Below are 15,094 nucleotides of genomic sequence, written 5' to 3' on the forward strand. Positions count from 1 at the left end.
TATTGAAAGGCTAATAAAGGCAAAACCTTGGGTGCGCTGCGCGCACCCTTTGCATTCTCATATTTATATATGTCTGTGAGCAAGTATCGCGGCTTATCAACGAAAGACGCTGGAGCGCCAGCCCGGTGGGCTCCTGCCTGCGCAGGCGCGACGGGGTTGGGGGGGGTAATTAGATTGCTACTGTTTTGAGTTATTGAGTGCTCTATATTGTTGATGCTATATATAGAGCACTTTTATGAAGCCTGCCGCTGAAGCGTAACTTACTTGTTCTTAAATACAGCCGGACGCTTCTCCAGGAAGGCTTGCATACCTTCTTTCTGGTCTTCCGTACCAAAGCTGGCCTGGAACAGGCGGCGCTCATACTGTATACCTTCTGACAGCGTCGTTTCATACGCGCGGTTGACAGACTCTTTTGCCATCATGATGATGGGCAGGGACATGGAGGCTATAGTATTGGCCGCAGCAAAAGCTTCTTCCATCAGTTTGTCGAGAGGAACAATACGAGACACCAGGCCAGCGCGTTCTGCTTCGACCACATCCATCATGCGCGCAGTGAGGCACATGTCCATGGCTTTGGATTTGGAGATTGCGCGCGGCAGGCGCTGGGTACCACCCGCACCAGGCAAAGTGCCCAGCTTGATTTCTGGCTGGCCAAACTTGGCATTTTCTGCAGCGATGATGAAGTCACACATCATGGCGACTTCGCAACCACCGCCCAGAGCATAACCAGCAACGGCAGCGATGACTGGCTTGCGGATCTGGCGCATGGTTTCCCAGTTGCGGGTGATGTAGTCATCTTTATAGGCATCCATGAAGCTGTAGCCGACCATGGCGGCAATGTCGGCACCGGCGGCAAAGGCTTTTTCACTGCCTGTCAGGATGATGCAGTGGATGTTTTCATCCTTGTCGAAAGCTTTCAGTGCCAGACCCAGTTCATCCATGAGCTGATCGTTCAGCGCATTCATGGCCTTGGGGCGGTTCAGAGTGATCAAGCCAACTTTGTCGCGGGTTTCAGTCAAAATACATTCGTAAGTCATAGATGCTCCTGATGTTATTAAGTAGGGGTATGCAGCATGAATGCCGGTATGTGTATTGTAATGCGCCGGACCAGCGCCTGTAATGAGGTACACAAATAAGCAGGTACAATGTGCTTACATTATTTAGCGAGGTGGATGCGATGTGGTTATTAGCGCTGGAAGCAGGCGTAGCAATGTTCATGCTAATTTTTATTGTCTGGTGGACGATGTTTCATGGCCGCACGCCAGAAACACCACCAAAAGAAGATAAAAAACCTACAGAACACAGCAAGCAAAGTCAGGATGAAAATCCACAATAAGCCTGGGCCGTGCCAGTATCAATGCAGCGTACGCGGCAAAGACAGGACAAATTCAGGTATCTCTGCCTCAAAGCGATGGGCATCTTCTGCCACACAGAAATAAGTGCCCTTCATGCTGCCCTGTGGCGTTCTCAATGAACTGCCACTAGTGTATTCAAAGCTTTGCCCCGGAGCCAAAAAGGGTTGATGGCCGACTACACCCAGGCCTTTGACTTCTTCTACATGGTTGGTGCTGTCGGTAATAATCCAGTGGCGGGAAATCACTTGTGCCGCCACGGTGCCGGTATTCTTGATGGTGATAGTGTAGGCAAAAACGAAATTGTTTTGCTCAGGGTCGGACTGGTCTTTGAGGTATTGCGTCGCCACCGATACACTTATTTCATACGCTGCCATAATTTTCTTTCATGATGAACTATGTTCATTGTGCCAGACGAAGACAACAGCCGCTTGCCCTCACAAGGTAAAATAGCATATCTTTTTCAAGCACGATTCCATCATGACTACTTTCCGCATTGCTCCCAGTATATTGTCCGCCGATTTCGCCCGTCTGGGTGAAGAAGTCCGCAATGTTGTCGCCGCTGGCGCTGACATGATCCATTTTGATGTCATGGACAATCATTATGTGCCCAACCTGACCATAGGTCCCATGGTGTGCGAAGCGATACGCCCGCATGTGCAGGTGCCTATCGATGTGCATCTGATGGTCAAGCCTGTTGATCGCATCATCCCCGACTTTGCCAAGGCTGGCGCGAATATCATCACCTTCCATCCGGAAGCATCTGAACATATAGACCGCAGCCTGCAAACCATACGTGACCATGGTTGCAAGGCTGGTCTGGTATTCAACCCGGCGACACCGCTGCATGTGCTGGAAAATGTCATCGACAAAGTCGATATCGTTTTGATCATGTCGATCAACCCTGGTTTTGGTGGCCAGACCTTTATCCCGCATACACTGAAAAAAATCGCGCAAGCCCGCAAGATCATTGATGAATCTGGCCGCGACATCATGCTGGAAGTGGACGGCGGCGTCAAAATCGACAATATCGCCGAGATAGCCCGTGCTGGTGCCGACACCTTTGTTGCCGGTTCTGCCATTTTTGGCAAACCCGACTACAAAACCATCATTGATGCCATGCGCCTTGAGTTGTCCAAGGTTTAATCTACCTATTCATCTTCAGGCTTTTCGCCATTCCAGGCGGAAAGCCTATCTCTGATCGCCCCACCATGTTCAGTCACATCAAAGCCGCCATCATCGATCTTGACGGTACCATGATAGATACTGCACCAGACTTCCTGGTCGCCATCAACCGCATGCGCGAAGACTTTGCGCTGGCAGCTCTGACGCTGGATGTCATCAAGACCATGGTAGGCAAGGGTTCTGAAAATCTTATCCAGCAAGTCTTGTCCCTGGATTTTGATGCCACTGATGTAGCAGCCCGCTTTGATGACGCCCTGGCGGCTTACCAGCGTCATTATCTGGCTATCAATGGTGACCACAGCCAGCTTTACCCTGAGGTGCATGAAGGTTTGCAAGCCATGCACGATCTGGGTATGCGCCTGGTATGCGTCACCAACAAACCACTAGCCTTCGCCCTGCCCCTGATGCAAAAGAAAGAAATCAGTTCTTATTTTGAGCAAGTCTATGGTGGCGACAGCTTTGCAAAAAAGAAACCTGATCCCCTGCCCATGCAAGAAGCCTGCAAGGCTCTGGGCTTGCCACCATCACAAGTGTTGGCTATAGGCGATTCCAGCAATGATGCGATTGCCGCCCGCGCAGCAGGCTGCCCGGTCTTGACAGTGCCGTATGGATACAACCACGGCGAAGCTGTACAAAATATTCAAAGTGATGGTATAGTCAGAACTCTGTTGATGGCAGCACAACTGCTTGCAACTGAAAAACCCCTTTGACTTTCAAATCATTCCCATAACGAATGTTCTCCGATAACAAACGTTCCATGATCACTCCAGGCACTTTTGAGGCCTGGCTATGGCGACGCTGGCAATTCTGTTAATACACGAATGCCGCGAGCGACTGTGCACACCCTCAGCACATTCTCTTGCTTGTTATATCAATTTGTCTTATCCGTCCATATTCTGGCTTTAAGCCTGTTTGTCTGCTTTGCGTACATTGCGCAGGCAAGCTTGCAAGTGCTGGCTGACGGCTGAAAGAAAACCATGACCGAACTCGAATTCAAATCGTTGGCCGCGCAAGGCTACAACCGTATCCCCATGATTGCGGAAGCCTTCGCCGATCTGGAAACCCCGCTCACCCTGTATCTGAAACTCGCGCAAACCCAGAACGCAGGCAAGAATACTTTCCTGCTTGAATCTGTCATGGGTGGCGAGCGTTTTGGCCGCTACTCCTTCATAGGCTTGCCTGCCAATACCCTGGTGCGCAGCTTTGGGGACAAAGTCGAAGTCCTGAAAAATGGCCAGGTCATAGAGAGCCGCGAGATGAACCCGCTGGATTTCATCGCTGAATTCCAGGCACGTTTCAAGGTTGCTTTGCGCCCTGGTCTGCCACGCTTCTGTGGCGGCCTGGCTGGCTACTTTGGCTATGACGCCGTGCGCCATGTAGAAAAGCGACTGGCTGGCAAGGCACCAAAAGATGATCTGGGCTTGCCAGAGATACAGTTATTGCTGACCGAAGAACTGGCGGTCATTGACAATGTATCCGGCAAACTCTATCTCATCGTGTATGCCGACCCGACCCAGCCAGAAGCCTGGTCCAAAGCCCGCCAGCGCCTGAAAGACTTGCGCGCGATGCTGCGCCGTAGCGTTGATGCCCCTGTCACATCGGCGTCTGTCCGTACAGAATCGATACGCGACTTCGCCAAGGAAGATTATCTGAAGGCGGTAGAAAAAGCCAAGGAATACATCATGGCAGGTGATCTCATGCAGGTGCAGGTGGGCCAGCGCATCAAGAAACCTTATGTCGATTCACCGCTGTCACTGTACCGCGCCCTGCGTTCGCTGAATCCTTCGCCGTATATGTATTTCTATAATTTTGGTGATATGCAAATCATCGGTGCTTCACCAGAAATTCTGGTGCGTAATGAAAGCTTGAATGATGGCAGCAAGAAAGTCACCATACGTCCACTGGCTGGCACCCGCCCACGCGGCACCACACCAGAACGCGATGCAGAGCTTGCGAAAGAATTGCTGGCAGACCCGAAAGAAATCGCCGAACACGTGATGCTGATAGACCTGGCCCGCAATGACATAGGCCGCATCGCCCAGACTGGCAGCGTCAAGGTCACTGACCAGATGGTCATAGAAAAATATTCGCACGTGCAACACATAGTCTCGAATGTAGAAGGTGTCTTGCAAGCCAATTTGTCCAATCTTGATGTATTGAAAGCCACCTTCCCGGCTGGCACATTGTCTGGCGCACCCAAGGTCAGGGCAATGGAACTCATTGATGAACTGGAACCTGTCAAACGCGGCATCTATGGTGGTGCCTGCGGTTACCTGTCCTTCGGTGGTGAGATGGACCTGGCGATTGCGATACGCACCGGCGTCTTGAAAGACGGCATGCTGTATGTGCAGGCAGCAGCCGGTGTGGTGGCTGATTCAGTGCCAGAAATGGAATGGCAGGAAACCGAAAACAAGGCACGCGCAGTATTGCGCGCAGCAGAACAAGTGCAAGATGGCCTGGACGGAGAAATTTAAATGTTACTAATGATAGACAACTACGATTCCTTCACCTACAACCTGGTGCAATATTTTGCTGAACTGGGTGAGGATGTGCGTACCTACCGTAATGATGAAATTACGCTAGAAGAAATTGAGGCTTTGAAGCCTGATCATATCTGTATTTCACCCGGCCCCTGCACACCGGCAGAAGCAGGTGTTTCCATCGCCGTCATAGGACGCTTTGCTGGCAAAACGCCTATTCTCGGTGTCTGCCTTGGTCACCAGGCCATAGGCGCAGCATTTGGTGGCAAGGTCATTCGTGCCAAGCAAGTCATGCATGGCAAGACTTCTGCAATTGCCCATACTGGCGTTGGCGTCTTCAGGAATTTGCCCAGCCCTTATACGATTACCCGTTACCACTCGCTGGCGATAGAACGCGCCAGCCTGCCGGATTGCCTGGAAGTGACTGCATGGACAGATGACGGCGAAATCATGGGCGTGCGCCATAAGGAATTTAATCTCGAAGGCGTGCAATTCCACCCCGAATCCATCTTGTCCGAGCATGGCCACGCCCTGCTGAAAAACTTTTTGACTGGAACAGCATCATGACCATATCTCAACAAGAAGCACTGACACGCCTGATCGAACACCGTGAAATTTTTCACGATGAAATGCTGTTCCTGTTCCGCAAACTGATGGGTGGCGAAATGTCGCCAGTCATGATCACTGCACTGACCATGGGCCTGCGCGTCAAGAAAGAAAGCATAGGCGAAATCACCGCAGCCGCCCAGGTTATGCGTGAATTCTCGACCAAGGTGCCACTGGCAAATACGGACAACATGATTGACATCGTCGGTACTGGTGGTGATGGCGCGCATACCTTCAATATATCTACTGCATCGATGTTTGTCACGGCTGCTGCTGGTGCGCGGGTTGCCAAGCATGGTGGTCGCAGTGTGTCTTCTTCTTCCGGCAGTGCTGATGTGCTGGAATCTTTGGGCGCGAATATCAATCTCAAGCCTGAGCAGATCGCACAGTCGATAGCACAAACCGGCATAGGCTTCATGTTTGCACCGAATCACCATGCGGCGATGAAGCATGCTGCACCAGTGCGCCGTGAACTGGGTGTGCGTACTATCTTCAATATCCTGGGGCCATTGACCAATCCGGCAGGTGCGCCGAATATTTTGATGGGCGTATTCCACCCTGATCTGGTTGGGATACAGGTACGCGTCTTGCAGCGTCTTGGTGCGCAACACGCGCTGGTAGTATGGGGGCGCGACAATATGGATGAAGTATCACTGGGCGCACCAACCATGGTGGGTGAGCTGGTGAATGGTGAAATCCGCGAATACGATATCCACCCGGAAGACTTTGGTTTGCAGATGGTATCCAACCGTAACTTGCGTGTAAATGGTGCGGATGAATCGAAGGCCAAGATAATCGAAGTGATGAACAATGTCGAAGGTGCAGCGACTGATATCGTCGCACTGAATGCAGGTGCAGCCCTGTATGGTGCGGGCATTGCCACGTCGATAGCCGATGGCGTCAAACTCGCACAAGCAGCGATTGCATCTGGTGCAGCCAGGGCCAAGCTGGAACAGTTCATAGCAGTCACCCAGCAATTAGGAAAGTAAGACCATGTCAGACATTTTAAATAAAATCCTGGCGGTCAAAGCCGATGAAGTGGCGGCAGCAAAGAAATACCAATCCTTTGCCAGCCTGCGCGCTGAAGTGGAGAGCAACAAAGAAGCGCAAGCAGACCTGCGTAATTTTGAAGGCAGCTTGCGTGACAAGATTGCAGCAGGCAAGGCAGCGGTCATTGCGGAGATTAAAAAAGCTTCGCCTTCCAAAGGAGTGTTGCGTCCCGACTTTCACCCAGCAGAGATTGCGAAAAGCTATGCAGAACATGGTGCGGCCTGTTTGTCGGTGTTGACCGATGTGCAGTTCTTCCAGGGTGCACCTGAATACCTGCAACAGGCGCGTGCGGCATGCACTCTGCCAGCATTGCGCAAGGACTTCATGATAGATCCTTACCAGATCTACCAGGCCAGACATTGGGGAGCAGATTGCATCCTGCTCATCGTCTCTGCCCTTGATCACGGCCTGATGGCCGACCTGGAAGCCTGCGCACATGAACTCGGCATGGGTGTGCTGGTTGAGGTACATGATGCGCAAGAGCTGGAAGCCGCACTGAAACTCAAGACCGCCATGCTGGGCATCAACAACCGTAACCTGCGTACTTTTGAAGTGTCACTGGATACGACAATAGGCTTACTACCAAGGATTACGCCAGACAAACTGGTGATTACCGAATCCGGCATCATGTCAGCCACCGACGTCAGCCGCATGCAGGAAGCGAATGTGCATGGCTTTTTGGTGGGCGAGGCTTTTATGCGGGCTGAAAACCCTGGTGTGGAACTGGCGAAGGTGTTTGGGTAGTTTGTTGACTATTTCATCTACCCAAAGGGAAATGTCCAGGTTTCACAAAAATAAAAATGCCGCACAAGCTCTGGCTGTGCGGCATTTTTTTGGAACTACAAGCTTACTTCTTGACTGGCTTCTGAAAGCTTGGTCTTACCAAACTAGCTGTCTTGCCTGACGCCTGCACTGCCAGTGTCACAGCCGGTACATCATCCGCCTGCAATTTTGCCTGCACCGTCAGCAACTCATCGCGACGGAAGGCATGGATTTGCACAGTCTCGCCGATGCGATAACGCCCCAGTGCCGCACCCAGACTATCTGCTGCATCAGCCGCCGTTACGCGCAAACCATTGATGGCGACGATGACGTCATTGGCTGACAAACCAGCCAGATGTGCGGCGCGGCCTTCATGTGCGTTGGCGATCTTGCAGTCATTGCCTTCACGCACTACACGTACACCGAGGCTGGCTTTTTTGCTTGCACTGCCACCACCTAACTGTACCGCAAAGTCAGCATACAGTGTGGCCAGCGCTACATCCTCAGTTCCGCGTACATGCTTGTCAGCGAAGCGGCGGACATTCACGCCAGTGACTTGTTCGACCAGACTTTCAAACTCAGTCTCACCCAGGCCTTGCTGCTTGCCCGACAGGCTGCGCTCATAAAAGTCGCGGCCAAATTTTTGCCACAGTGCGCGCATGACGTCATCGAGAGACTTTTTACCCGCAGTTTCTGCACGTATCGTCAAATCCAGACCCAGTGCCACCAGAGAACCCTTGGTGTAATAGCTGACTATCGCATTCGGTGAATTTTCATCCTGGCGATAGTATTTGGTCCAGGCATCAAAGCTGGATTCAGCCACACTTTGCTTCTGGCGACCGCTACCGCGTGTCACCATATTGATGGTCTTGGCCAGTAATTTAAAATAAGCTGGTTCATCAATCAAGCCTGCGCGCACCAGCATCAGGTCATCATAATAACTGGTGAAGCCTTCAAATACCCACAGCAGGCTGGTGTAGTTTTCCTGACGCAAGTCATAGCTGGCAAAGGCAGCTGGTTTAATGCGTTTGACATTCCAGGTGTGAAAATATTCATGGCTGCACAAGCCCAGGAAGCCGCGGTAGCCATCGCTCATTTCTGCATGGTGCTTGACTGGCAAATCAGTGCGATTGCATATCAATGCGGTAGAAGCGCGATGCTCGAGGCCGCCATAACCTTCACCCACCACCATGGTCATGAAGACATAGCGGTCCATCGGTGCTTTCTTGGTACGCGGCTCAAAGAAGGCGATTTGCGTTTCGCAGATTTTTTGCACATCAGCGATGATGCGCTCCATATCCATGTTCGGTACTTTGCCAGTTACGACAAAATCGTGGGAGATGCCATGCGCATCAAAAGTTGCCAGCGCAAAATCACCCATCTCTACCGGGTGATCAATGAGCTCATCGTAATTAGCGGCTATATAAGTACCAAAGCCATAGCGTTTGGCTTTCAATTCAGGCAAGGACGTGGCGACACGCCAGGTTTTGCAGGCGACATCATCTGCACGTTGAATGTCAACGACATGCGGATTCATCTCTTGCCCATGCACACTCAAGAACACACTGCTCCCATTGAAGAAGCCATGGCTTTGATCAAGGTGGGCAGCACGTACCGACAAATCCCAGGCATAGACTTCATAGCTGATACGCAAAGCACCCTTGCAAGGCGCAGCTTGCCAGGTGTGCTTGTCGAGCTTTTTCAGCGCGACTTTTTTGCCTTCGCAACTGGCTTTGATCTGCACGATATTACGGGCAAATTCACGTACCATATAACTACCGGGTATCCAGGCAGGCAAGCTGACAACTTGCCCCTCTGCATCCGGTGTAGCAATGTCCAGCGTGACTTGATACATATGGCCAGCCAGATCTTTGGGGACGATGGTATATGCAAGTGCATGAGCAGACGTAGTTGTCATTTGTCTCTTTGTTGTTGTCGTTTTTTTCATTCTGAACGATCTTTCTGTTTCTTTAATGATGAGTCTGCTGATGGAAGAATTTGAATTAAGGCCGGGCTTGATCAGCTCGTATAATCAGCTCGTGTAGTTACGTACATTGGCTGCAACGAAAGTCAACAACTGCGCCCCCACAACGACACGTGTCAGTTGCAAACGCATATTGATAAACCATGCTGGTACACCATAACTTTGATATAGACGCTTATCGATTTTGTAGGTCACAATGAAAGCCGCAACTTGTACGATAAAGCCTAACAGCATATGGTTCAAAAACAGCCAGGCAATGATAATGGGAACCACGCCCCAGATCAGGACTTTTTTGTTTTCATTCTCATGCCCGCCACCTGCCATGAGAGCCACGCCCCAATGCAGGCCACCGAGAAAAGACAAAATCACGATGCCATAATGCAGCTGTGCCTTGATCAAGGCGCCCAACCAGTCTGGATGCACGACCCAGCAAGCCAGCGTCAAAAAGATAAATGGCGCGAGGCCAGCAAAACCAAGTCTTATCGCCAGTTTTTGATTGAGATTATTCATAAATAGAGGCTGTAAAGCTAGCGCCCAAACTTAATTCAGGTGGAAGAAAACCGCTATTCTATGGTTATTTTAGTTGTATAGATATATCTTGCGGCTATTTAGCGCTAACAAAACATGAGGGGAAAGTAAAAAATTGTGCCTAATTCATGAACATTTTTATCATCATCGGATAAAAATATCTTATTTTCATGATTTCCTTTGCAAGATCGACGATCTTGCAAATTCAGGAAGCGAGCTTGCTCATCCGTGCATGATGAGCCACTAACTCATCCTGAGTGTCTAAATCCTGATGTATACCCGCATCATCCACCACGATTTGCGTCACCAACTCAGTTTGCAAAAGCCTGCGAGCGCCGACATCGCCTTCCAGATTCAGCAATTGCGGTAAGTAACTGCGCGCAAACCCGACCGGATTGCCACGCCTGCCCTGATAGACGGGAACGACTATCCCTGCACCTGCCTGCAAGGCTTGTACCAGTAATAGTATCGTTGAAGTTTTTACTGCAGGCATATCGGCTAGGGCGATAATCCAGCCAGCACTGTCGCTGGTGGCTAGCAAGCCATGCTTGAGAGAATGGGCCATGCCCATATCAGCGTCAGAGCAAGCCAGACACGCGACACCCAATGCCTGCAATTGCTCAGTCAGTACAGTGTGCCCAGGCCTGACTATCGCTACCACATCGGCCACCACATCCGCCGCCTCATCCGACATGGCAGCCAGCATATTACTGGCACTTTGCTGGGCGACGGAGCAGCCATTTCCCAGTTGCTGCAAGAGCTTGTCTTGCTGGCCACTGGTATCGAACCGGCGTCCCCGCCCCGCGGCCAGTAAAATACCTGTCCAGCGTAGTGGGGATGTCATTATTTAAAAACCTTAATTCGCTTTAGTGTTGCTGGCTGCGGCAGCAATTTTACTTTCCAGGGTTTTCATATCGAGCATGCCTGGCGCACGGCTGCCATCGCTAAAGAAAACAGATGGCGTACCTGTCACGCGCAACTTCTGACCCAGGGCAAAGATTTTGTCATTTGGGGTATTGCAATTAGCCGGTGCTTCTGGCGCTACTTTGCCATTCAACATCCATTCATCCCAAGCCTTGTTGCGGTCAGCTGAGCACCAGATATTTTTGGATTTGGTCTTGGAGTCTTCGGCCAGGATGTTATACATGAAGGTATAAACAGTAATGTTATCCATACTCGTCAAAGTCTTGCGGAATTTTTTGCAGAAGCCACAATTCGGATCTTCAAATACCGCAATCACACGCTTGCCATCCCCCTTGACCATCTTCAAGGCAGAATCCAGCGGCAAATCAGAGAACTTCACCTTGCTCAAATCATCTATCCTGGCCTTGGTGTAATTCGTGCCACTTTTTGCATCAATGATTTCACCCGTAAACAGGTATTGCGCTTTTTCATCGGTGTACATGACATCCGAACCTACCCGCACTTCATACAAGCCGGAATAAGGTGTCTTGGTCACAGAATCTATCTTTACGCCTTCACGAAAGGTGGGTTGCACCAGTTTGCGCACAGCCGCCTCTTGCGGCGTTTCAGCCATTGCAGCAGTACTCACTATGCTGCCACCCAAAGCCAGCGCCATGACCAACAGGCCTTGTATCATTTTATTCATTATTCATTCTCTTTCATCTATAGGCCCAGGCACCAGCGCCACGACCAACGTATAGCCATTAGTCGCATCCATGACCATGATCTTACATGCACATCGCAGGCCGGGTACTATTTCCCCATGGCGTGAGCGATTAATTTGTTCTTTATGACTGGCAAGCGGTCCAGCAAGTTCAATCCCAGGTCACGTATTGTACGCAAAGGTGTCAAATCAGAGGCGAACAAACGTGCCAGACCATCTGTAGTCGCCAGCATCAGCATGACTTCCTCCTTGCGCGCACGCTGGTAACGGCCCAGCAAACGGGCATCACCACAATCGCGGTGCGCCTCTTTTTCTTTCATTACTTTCAGCAAGTCGACCACGTCAGCAAAACCCAGGTTCATACCGTGACCCGCCAGCGGATGCACAGCATGCGCCGCATCCCCCACCAGCGCCACTCTTGGCGCGATCATGCTATGCGGGCGTATCAGTCGTAGCGGGAAAGCCTTGATCGCCTCCGGCAGCACTGGCTGCAACTCACCCAGCACCTCACCACAGTAGGGCATCAAGCGCTCCACCAATGCCGACAAAGGTTCGCGCAATAAAGTCTCGGCCTGCGCATCCGGTGCTGACCATACCAGTGATACACGATTGCCTGGCAAAGGCAGCAAGGCAATAATGCCCTGCTCTTGCACAAACCATTGATGGGCAACACCACGATGCGGTTTGGCGCATTCAAAATTGCTCACCACACCCTGCTGATGATACGAACGGTAATCCAGACCTATATCGCAAGCACCACGCACCCACGACTGCGCACCATCAGCACCAATGACCAGAGACGCGCATATGCTGCAGCCATCATCCAGCACCACTTGCGCAGCATCTGGCTGCACCAGCAAAGCTTGCGCCCGCCCCTGCACCAGCGTCAGATTTTGCGCAAAGCGCAAAGCCGTATCCAGCGCTTGATTGAGGTTCTTGTCTTCCACTATCCAGGCCAGCTCATTCACATGTGCGCCATAAGCATCAAAGCCCAGCTTACCTGCATCGACACCGCCACCACCCTGCACCTGCATGGCTGACACCGGCGCCACCCGCGCCTGGTCGAGTGCATCCCAAACCTTCAGCGAAGACAACAAGTCATGCGCCACATGATTCAGCGCATACACCCGCACATCCCAGTCAGCCGAAAGCGCATTTGTCGCCACTGCAGGCGCACCAGAGCCTGGCGCACATAACAAAGTAACACGCAAACCCGCCTGGGCAAAACCCAAAGCCGCCGCCTTGCCCACCGCCCCATTACCGACGATGCAAATATCACAATCCCGCGCCTGAGCAGACATCAGTCCCCCGTCAAAAACCAGATAATGCCCCATTATACGGGAAGCCCAACCACCTGCCTGATGCGCCAGATCAAAGCCCCGCCATAGAGGGAAGCGAAGCTTTTTTCAGAAAAAGCTTGCAAACAGCCTCCAACATGTCTATAATTCTTGGTCTTGGCCTGGTAGCTCAGTCGGTAGAGCAGAGGATTGAAAATCCTTGTGTCGGTGGTTCGATTCCGCCCCGGGCCACCAAGAATAAGTAGTAAAATCAAACGGTTACATGTTTTCGCATGTAACCGTTTTTGTTTTATCTTTTACTTTCGCGTTCTATGTAACCGCTGTGTAACCCAATCCCATCAACGCTAACCCGCTCAAATCAATCTTGTATGTGTAAGGCGGCGCGAAACTTTGTACATGTTTGCATATAACTTTGAATTTACAAAAAAAACAAAAAGGCTCAAGTAATTGAGCCTTTTGCTTTTTATTGCGACGAAACATGACTAATCTTTCCCACTATTCCGTCTTCTCCAGTGGAGATGCAGTGCATGAGTAAAGCGCCACCCACATCCGGCGCTTCCATCTTAGTAATCTCAAAGTGAACCCGTGAAAGTATCTCGCCGTTCGTATCCAAACTTATAAATTCAATATAGCCTGGGGCTTTGGTATTCTTGGGGTCAAAAGCACCGCTTACAACCATTCCGTCCCTGGCATTTCCTTCAAATGCAAATCCAGTATATTTAACTAGGGCGTCGTAGTCTGTTCCTTGGTGAAAAAATTGAATCTTGTAGTATGGATTCACGAACATCTCCTTTGTTATTAAAGTCAATTTGCCATCACATCTTCTTCTGCGAATTTGAGTGCCACTTCTTGCACGATTGGAAGGTTATGCCAACCAATGTCAATTGGGCCAATATCGTATACGTTCCAGACTTTCATATTCTTCACCAAATGTTATGTTATATAAATATCAAAGACCACATTTAGTGGTCTTTTTCTATTGTACTTATCGAAGAAATATCGCAAGTTTTCTACAGTGATTTTTATCTCGGCCATGGCTTGGGAGGCACAACATGGCCTTTCTTTCCACCATCATTTGGTCCTGGTTGCGGGGGACGTGGGGTCGGAATTGGATTGGGATTCGGTTTATTAGTTGCCATTTGAACTATCCTTTAGGAAGAAAAAGTGTCTCTTTCGGAATTTCGTTTAAGACTTCATCATAAAATTTATCTATGAGTTTTTTATCTTGCTTGATCTCGGGAGGGTTTGTTACTAAATCCTTTTTCTTTTTTTGAGCATTGTCAAACATCTTTCGTACAATGCTAGAACAACCTTGGTCTTTCTTTATTTGGACAACTATTTCGTAAAGTTCATAATCCAGCGCCCGATAACCCGATAATGTCTGCTCATAAAATTTTATTTTCTGAGTTAACCTAATGAAGGGTTTCAGGAAAGCAGCAATAACGGAAAAAGCAGAAATACATTTCCAAAAAATTTTCCCTTCTGGCGTTTCGAAAAACCATAACCCTGAAATTGCTGAACCGCTTACCGTTATAGCAATCAAAATCTCAAACCAAAAATTATAATTTTCATAACTATGTAGTCTGGCACTGTAGTACTTCACATTTAAGCGTACTGTTCGATAGTTATCGTAAATTTCCCAAAGGAAATCTTCATTTTTCATATCATTCCATTTTTGTTAGCGAATTGCTTCTGAATCACCTTCTTCGAGTCGAAATCATCTCGTTCGATAACAGTATAACTAATAAGAAACTCACGACGGAAATTTGCATAAACACAATTATCTAACTTGAATTCTACCTTTGATCGTTGCATTTGTGTACATAAGTCCATGTTTAAGTGGACTTATGTCAGTAGGAATTTAATTCAGTTTAGATAGCTGTTATCAGTTTGCTTGCAATCCACTCCGAGATTTGCGGGACAACGGCGTTTCCGGCAGCATGAGTTTCCGCAAAGTTGGCCTCATCCAGTCCCCGGCAAATCCCATTATTTTCAACCTCTCCGATCCGCTCAGCCATCTTATGCCTGTGTCCTCCGGCAAAGATGAGGCCCGAACCACTGATATTGATTTGTGAGGTTGCGCTTCCTGATAGAAGGGTAAACCCATCTGGCATGCTTATCATGCCGCAACAGGTGCCACCACGCCGTGCAACGCGTATCGATGGCTGCATCGCTTACACATGCAGGCAAGTGCCTACCGCAGCTTACCGCACCGACCACCA

General features: G+C 49.9%; 16 protein-coding genes and 1 tRNA gene. 8 read left to right on the forward strand and 9 right to left on the reverse strand.

The window, feature by feature from the left end; genetic code table 11:
* Nucleotides 1-260 precede the first annotated feature (260 nt).
* Complete coding sequence (locus ACO0LC_RS28485; protein ID WP_423009519.1) at nt 261-1,037, reverse strand: enoyl-CoA hydratase; 777 nt, start codon at nt 1,035-1,037, stop codon at nt 261-263.
* A gap of 110 nt (nt 1,038-1,147) precedes the next feature.
* Between ACO0LC_RS28485 and ACO0LC_RS28490 the strand changes: the two genes are divergently transcribed.
* Nucleotides 1,148-1,336, forward strand: a complete 189-nt coding sequence (locus ACO0LC_RS28490; protein ID WP_423009521.1) for a hypothetical protein — start codon at nt 1,148-1,150, stop codon at nt 1,334-1,336.
* Between the two features lie 18 nt (nt 1,337-1,354).
* Here ACO0LC_RS28490 and apaG read toward each other — a convergent pair whose 3' ends face one another.
* Nucleotides 1,355-1,729, reverse strand: a complete 375-nt coding sequence (apaG, locus tag ACO0LC_RS28495; RefSeq protein WP_110258198.1) for a Co2+/Mg2+ efflux protein ApaG — start codon at nt 1,727-1,729, stop codon at nt 1,355-1,357.
* A 103-nt stretch (nt 1,730-1,832) separates the two neighbouring features.
* Between apaG and rpe the strand changes: the two genes are divergently transcribed.
* The 6 genes from rpe to trpC all read left to right on the forward strand — a co-directional run bounded on the left by rpe (nt 1,833) and on the right by trpC (nt 7,417).
* Nucleotides 1,833-2,498, forward strand: a complete 666-nt coding sequence (rpe, locus tag ACO0LC_RS28500) for a ribulose-phosphate 3-epimerase (RefSeq protein ID WP_423009525.1) — start codon at nt 1,833-1,835, stop codon at nt 2,496-2,498.
* A gap of 65 nt (nt 2,499-2,563) precedes the next feature.
* Nucleotides 2,564-3,247 carry a phosphoglycolate phosphatase gene (locus ACO0LC_RS28505; protein WP_423009527.1) on the forward strand — a complete coding sequence of 228 codons (684 nt, stop codon included), beginning with the start codon at nt 2,564-2,566 and terminating at the stop codon, nt 3,245-3,247.
* 267 nt (nt 3,248-3,514) lie between these two features.
* Nucleotides 3,515-5,011, forward strand: coding sequence for an anthranilate synthase component I (gene trpE, locus ACO0LC_RS28510; protein ID WP_423009529.1), 1,497 nt, complete (start codon nt 3,515-3,517; stop codon nt 5,009-5,011).
* A complete protein-coding gene (locus ACO0LC_RS28515; protein ID WP_423009531.1) occupies nt 5,012-5,584 on the forward strand; it encodes an anthranilate synthase component II in 573 nt (190 codons plus the stop codon).
* The gene (gene trpD, locus ACO0LC_RS28520) at nt 5,581-6,612 is read left to right on the forward strand and encodes an anthranilate phosphoribosyltransferase (protein ID WP_423009533.1); all 1,032 of its coding nucleotides are present in this window, start codon (nt 5,581-5,583) and stop codon (nt 6,610-6,612) included. The genes ACO0LC_RS28515 and trpD overlap by 4 nt, the downstream gene beginning before the upstream one ends.
* A gap of 4 nt (nt 6,613-6,616) precedes the next feature.
* Nucleotides 6,617-7,417: an indole-3-glycerol phosphate synthase TrpC gene (trpC, locus tag ACO0LC_RS28525; protein ID WP_423009536.1), complete on the forward strand. Its 801-nt coding sequence runs from the start codon at nt 6,617-6,619 to the stop codon at nt 7,415-7,417.
* Nucleotides 7,418-7,520: 103 nt separating this feature from the next.
* Here the strand turns inward: trpC and ACO0LC_RS28530 are convergent, their stop codons facing one another.
* From ACO0LC_RS28530 to ACO0LC_RS28550, 5 genes are all read right to left on the reverse strand, one after another.
* Nucleotides 7,521-9,353: a M61 family metallopeptidase gene (locus ACO0LC_RS28530; protein ID WP_423009538.1), complete on the reverse strand. Its 1,833-nt coding sequence runs from the start codon at nt 9,351-9,353 to the stop codon at nt 7,521-7,523.
* A 114-nt stretch (nt 9,354-9,467) separates the two neighbouring features.
* Nucleotides 9,468-9,929, reverse strand: a complete 462-nt coding sequence (locus ACO0LC_RS28535; RefSeq protein ID WP_423009540.1) for a DUF3429 domain-containing protein — start codon at nt 9,927-9,929, stop codon at nt 9,468-9,470.
* A gap of 223 nt (nt 9,930-10,152) precedes the next feature.
* Nucleotides 10,153-10,791, reverse strand: a complete 639-nt coding sequence (locus tag ACO0LC_RS28540) for a nucleotidyltransferase family protein (RefSeq protein ID WP_423009542.1) — start codon at nt 10,789-10,791, stop codon at nt 10,153-10,155.
* A 12-nt stretch (nt 10,792-10,803) separates the two neighbouring features.
* A complete protein-coding gene (locus ACO0LC_RS28545; protein ID WP_423009544.1) occupies nt 10,804-11,556 on the reverse strand; it encodes a DsbC family protein in 753 nt (250 codons plus the stop codon).
* Between the two features lie 107 nt (nt 11,557-11,663).
* On the reverse strand, nt 11,664-12,875 hold the full coding sequence (locus ACO0LC_RS28550) for an FAD-dependent monooxygenase (protein WP_423009546.1): 1,212 nt from the start codon (nt 12,873-12,875) through the stop codon (nt 11,664-11,666).
* Nucleotides 12,876-13,030: 155 nt separating this feature from the next.
* Here ACO0LC_RS28550 and ACO0LC_RS28555 point away from each other — a divergent pair.
* Nucleotides 13,031-13,106: transfer RNA gene (locus ACO0LC_RS28555), tRNA-Phe, on the forward strand.
* A 229-nt stretch (nt 13,107-13,335) separates the two neighbouring features.
* Here ACO0LC_RS28555 and ACO0LC_RS28560 read toward each other — a convergent pair.
* A complete protein-coding gene (locus tag ACO0LC_RS28560; RefSeq protein ID WP_423009548.1) occupies nt 13,336-13,653 on the reverse strand; it encodes a hypothetical protein in 318 nt (105 codons plus the stop codon).
* Nucleotides 13,654-14,016: 363 nt separating this feature from the next.
* Nucleotides 14,017-14,535 carry a hypothetical protein gene (locus ACO0LC_RS28565; protein ID WP_423009550.1) on the reverse strand — a complete coding sequence of 173 codons (519 nt, stop codon included), beginning with the start codon at nt 14,533-14,535 and terminating at the stop codon, nt 14,017-14,019.
* Nucleotides 14,536-15,094: the final 559 nt, after the last annotated feature.

Origin of the sequence: Undibacterium sp. JH2W (assembly GCF_049340425.1) — a bacterium.
GTDB lineage: Bacteria > Pseudomonadota > Gammaproteobacteria > Burkholderiales > Burkholderiaceae_D > Undibacterium.

Coding starts and splice junctions, on each gene's coding strand:
- ACO0LC_RS28565 (WP_423009550.1), bottom strand. CDS start 14,535: ATGAAAAATGAAGATTTCCTTTGGGAAATTTACGATAACTATCGAACA.
- ACO0LC_RS28545 (WP_423009544.1), bottom strand. CDS start 11,556: ATGAATAAAATGATACAAGGCCTGTTGGTCATGGCGCTGGCTTTGGGT.
- ACO0LC_RS28505 (WP_423009527.1), top strand. CDS start 2,564: ATGTTCAGTCACATCAAAGCCGCCATCATCGATCTTGACGGTACCATG.
- trpD (WP_423009533.1), top strand. CDS start 5,581: ATGACCATATCTCAACAAGAAGCACTGACACGCCTGATCGAACACCGT.
- apaG (WP_110258198.1), bottom strand. CDS start 1,729: ATGGCAGCGTATGAAATAAGTGTATCGGTGGCGACGCAATACCTCAAA.
- ACO0LC_RS28535 (WP_423009540.1), bottom strand. CDS start 9,929: ATGAATAATCTCAATCAAAAACTGGCGATAAGACTTGGTTTTGCTGGC.
- ACO0LC_RS28550 (WP_423009546.1), bottom strand. CDS start 12,875: ATGTCTGCTCAGGCGCGGGATTGTGATATTTGCATCGTCGGTAATGGG.
- ACO0LC_RS28485 (WP_423009519.1), bottom strand. CDS start 1,037: ATGACTTACGAATGTATTTTGACTGAAACCCGCGACAAAGTTGGCTTG.
- ACO0LC_RS28515 (WP_423009531.1), top strand. CDS start 5,012: ATGTTACTAATGATAGACAACTACGATTCCTTCACCTACAACCTGGTG.
- trpC (WP_423009536.1), top strand. CDS start 6,617: ATGTCAGACATTTTAAATAAAATCCTGGCGGTCAAAGCCGATGAAGTG.
- ACO0LC_RS28540 (WP_423009542.1), bottom strand. CDS start 10,791: ATGACATCCCCACTACGCTGGACAGGTATTTTACTGGCCGCGGGGCGG.
- trpE (WP_423009529.1), top strand. CDS start 3,515: ATGACCGAACTCGAATTCAAATCGTTGGCCGCGCAAGGCTACAACCGT.
- ACO0LC_RS28530 (WP_423009538.1), bottom strand. CDS start 9,353: ATGACAACTACGTCTGCTCATGCACTTGCATATACCATCGTCCCCAAA.
- rpe (WP_423009525.1), top strand. CDS start 1,833: ATGACTACTTTCCGCATTGCTCCCAGTATATTGTCCGCCGATTTCGCC.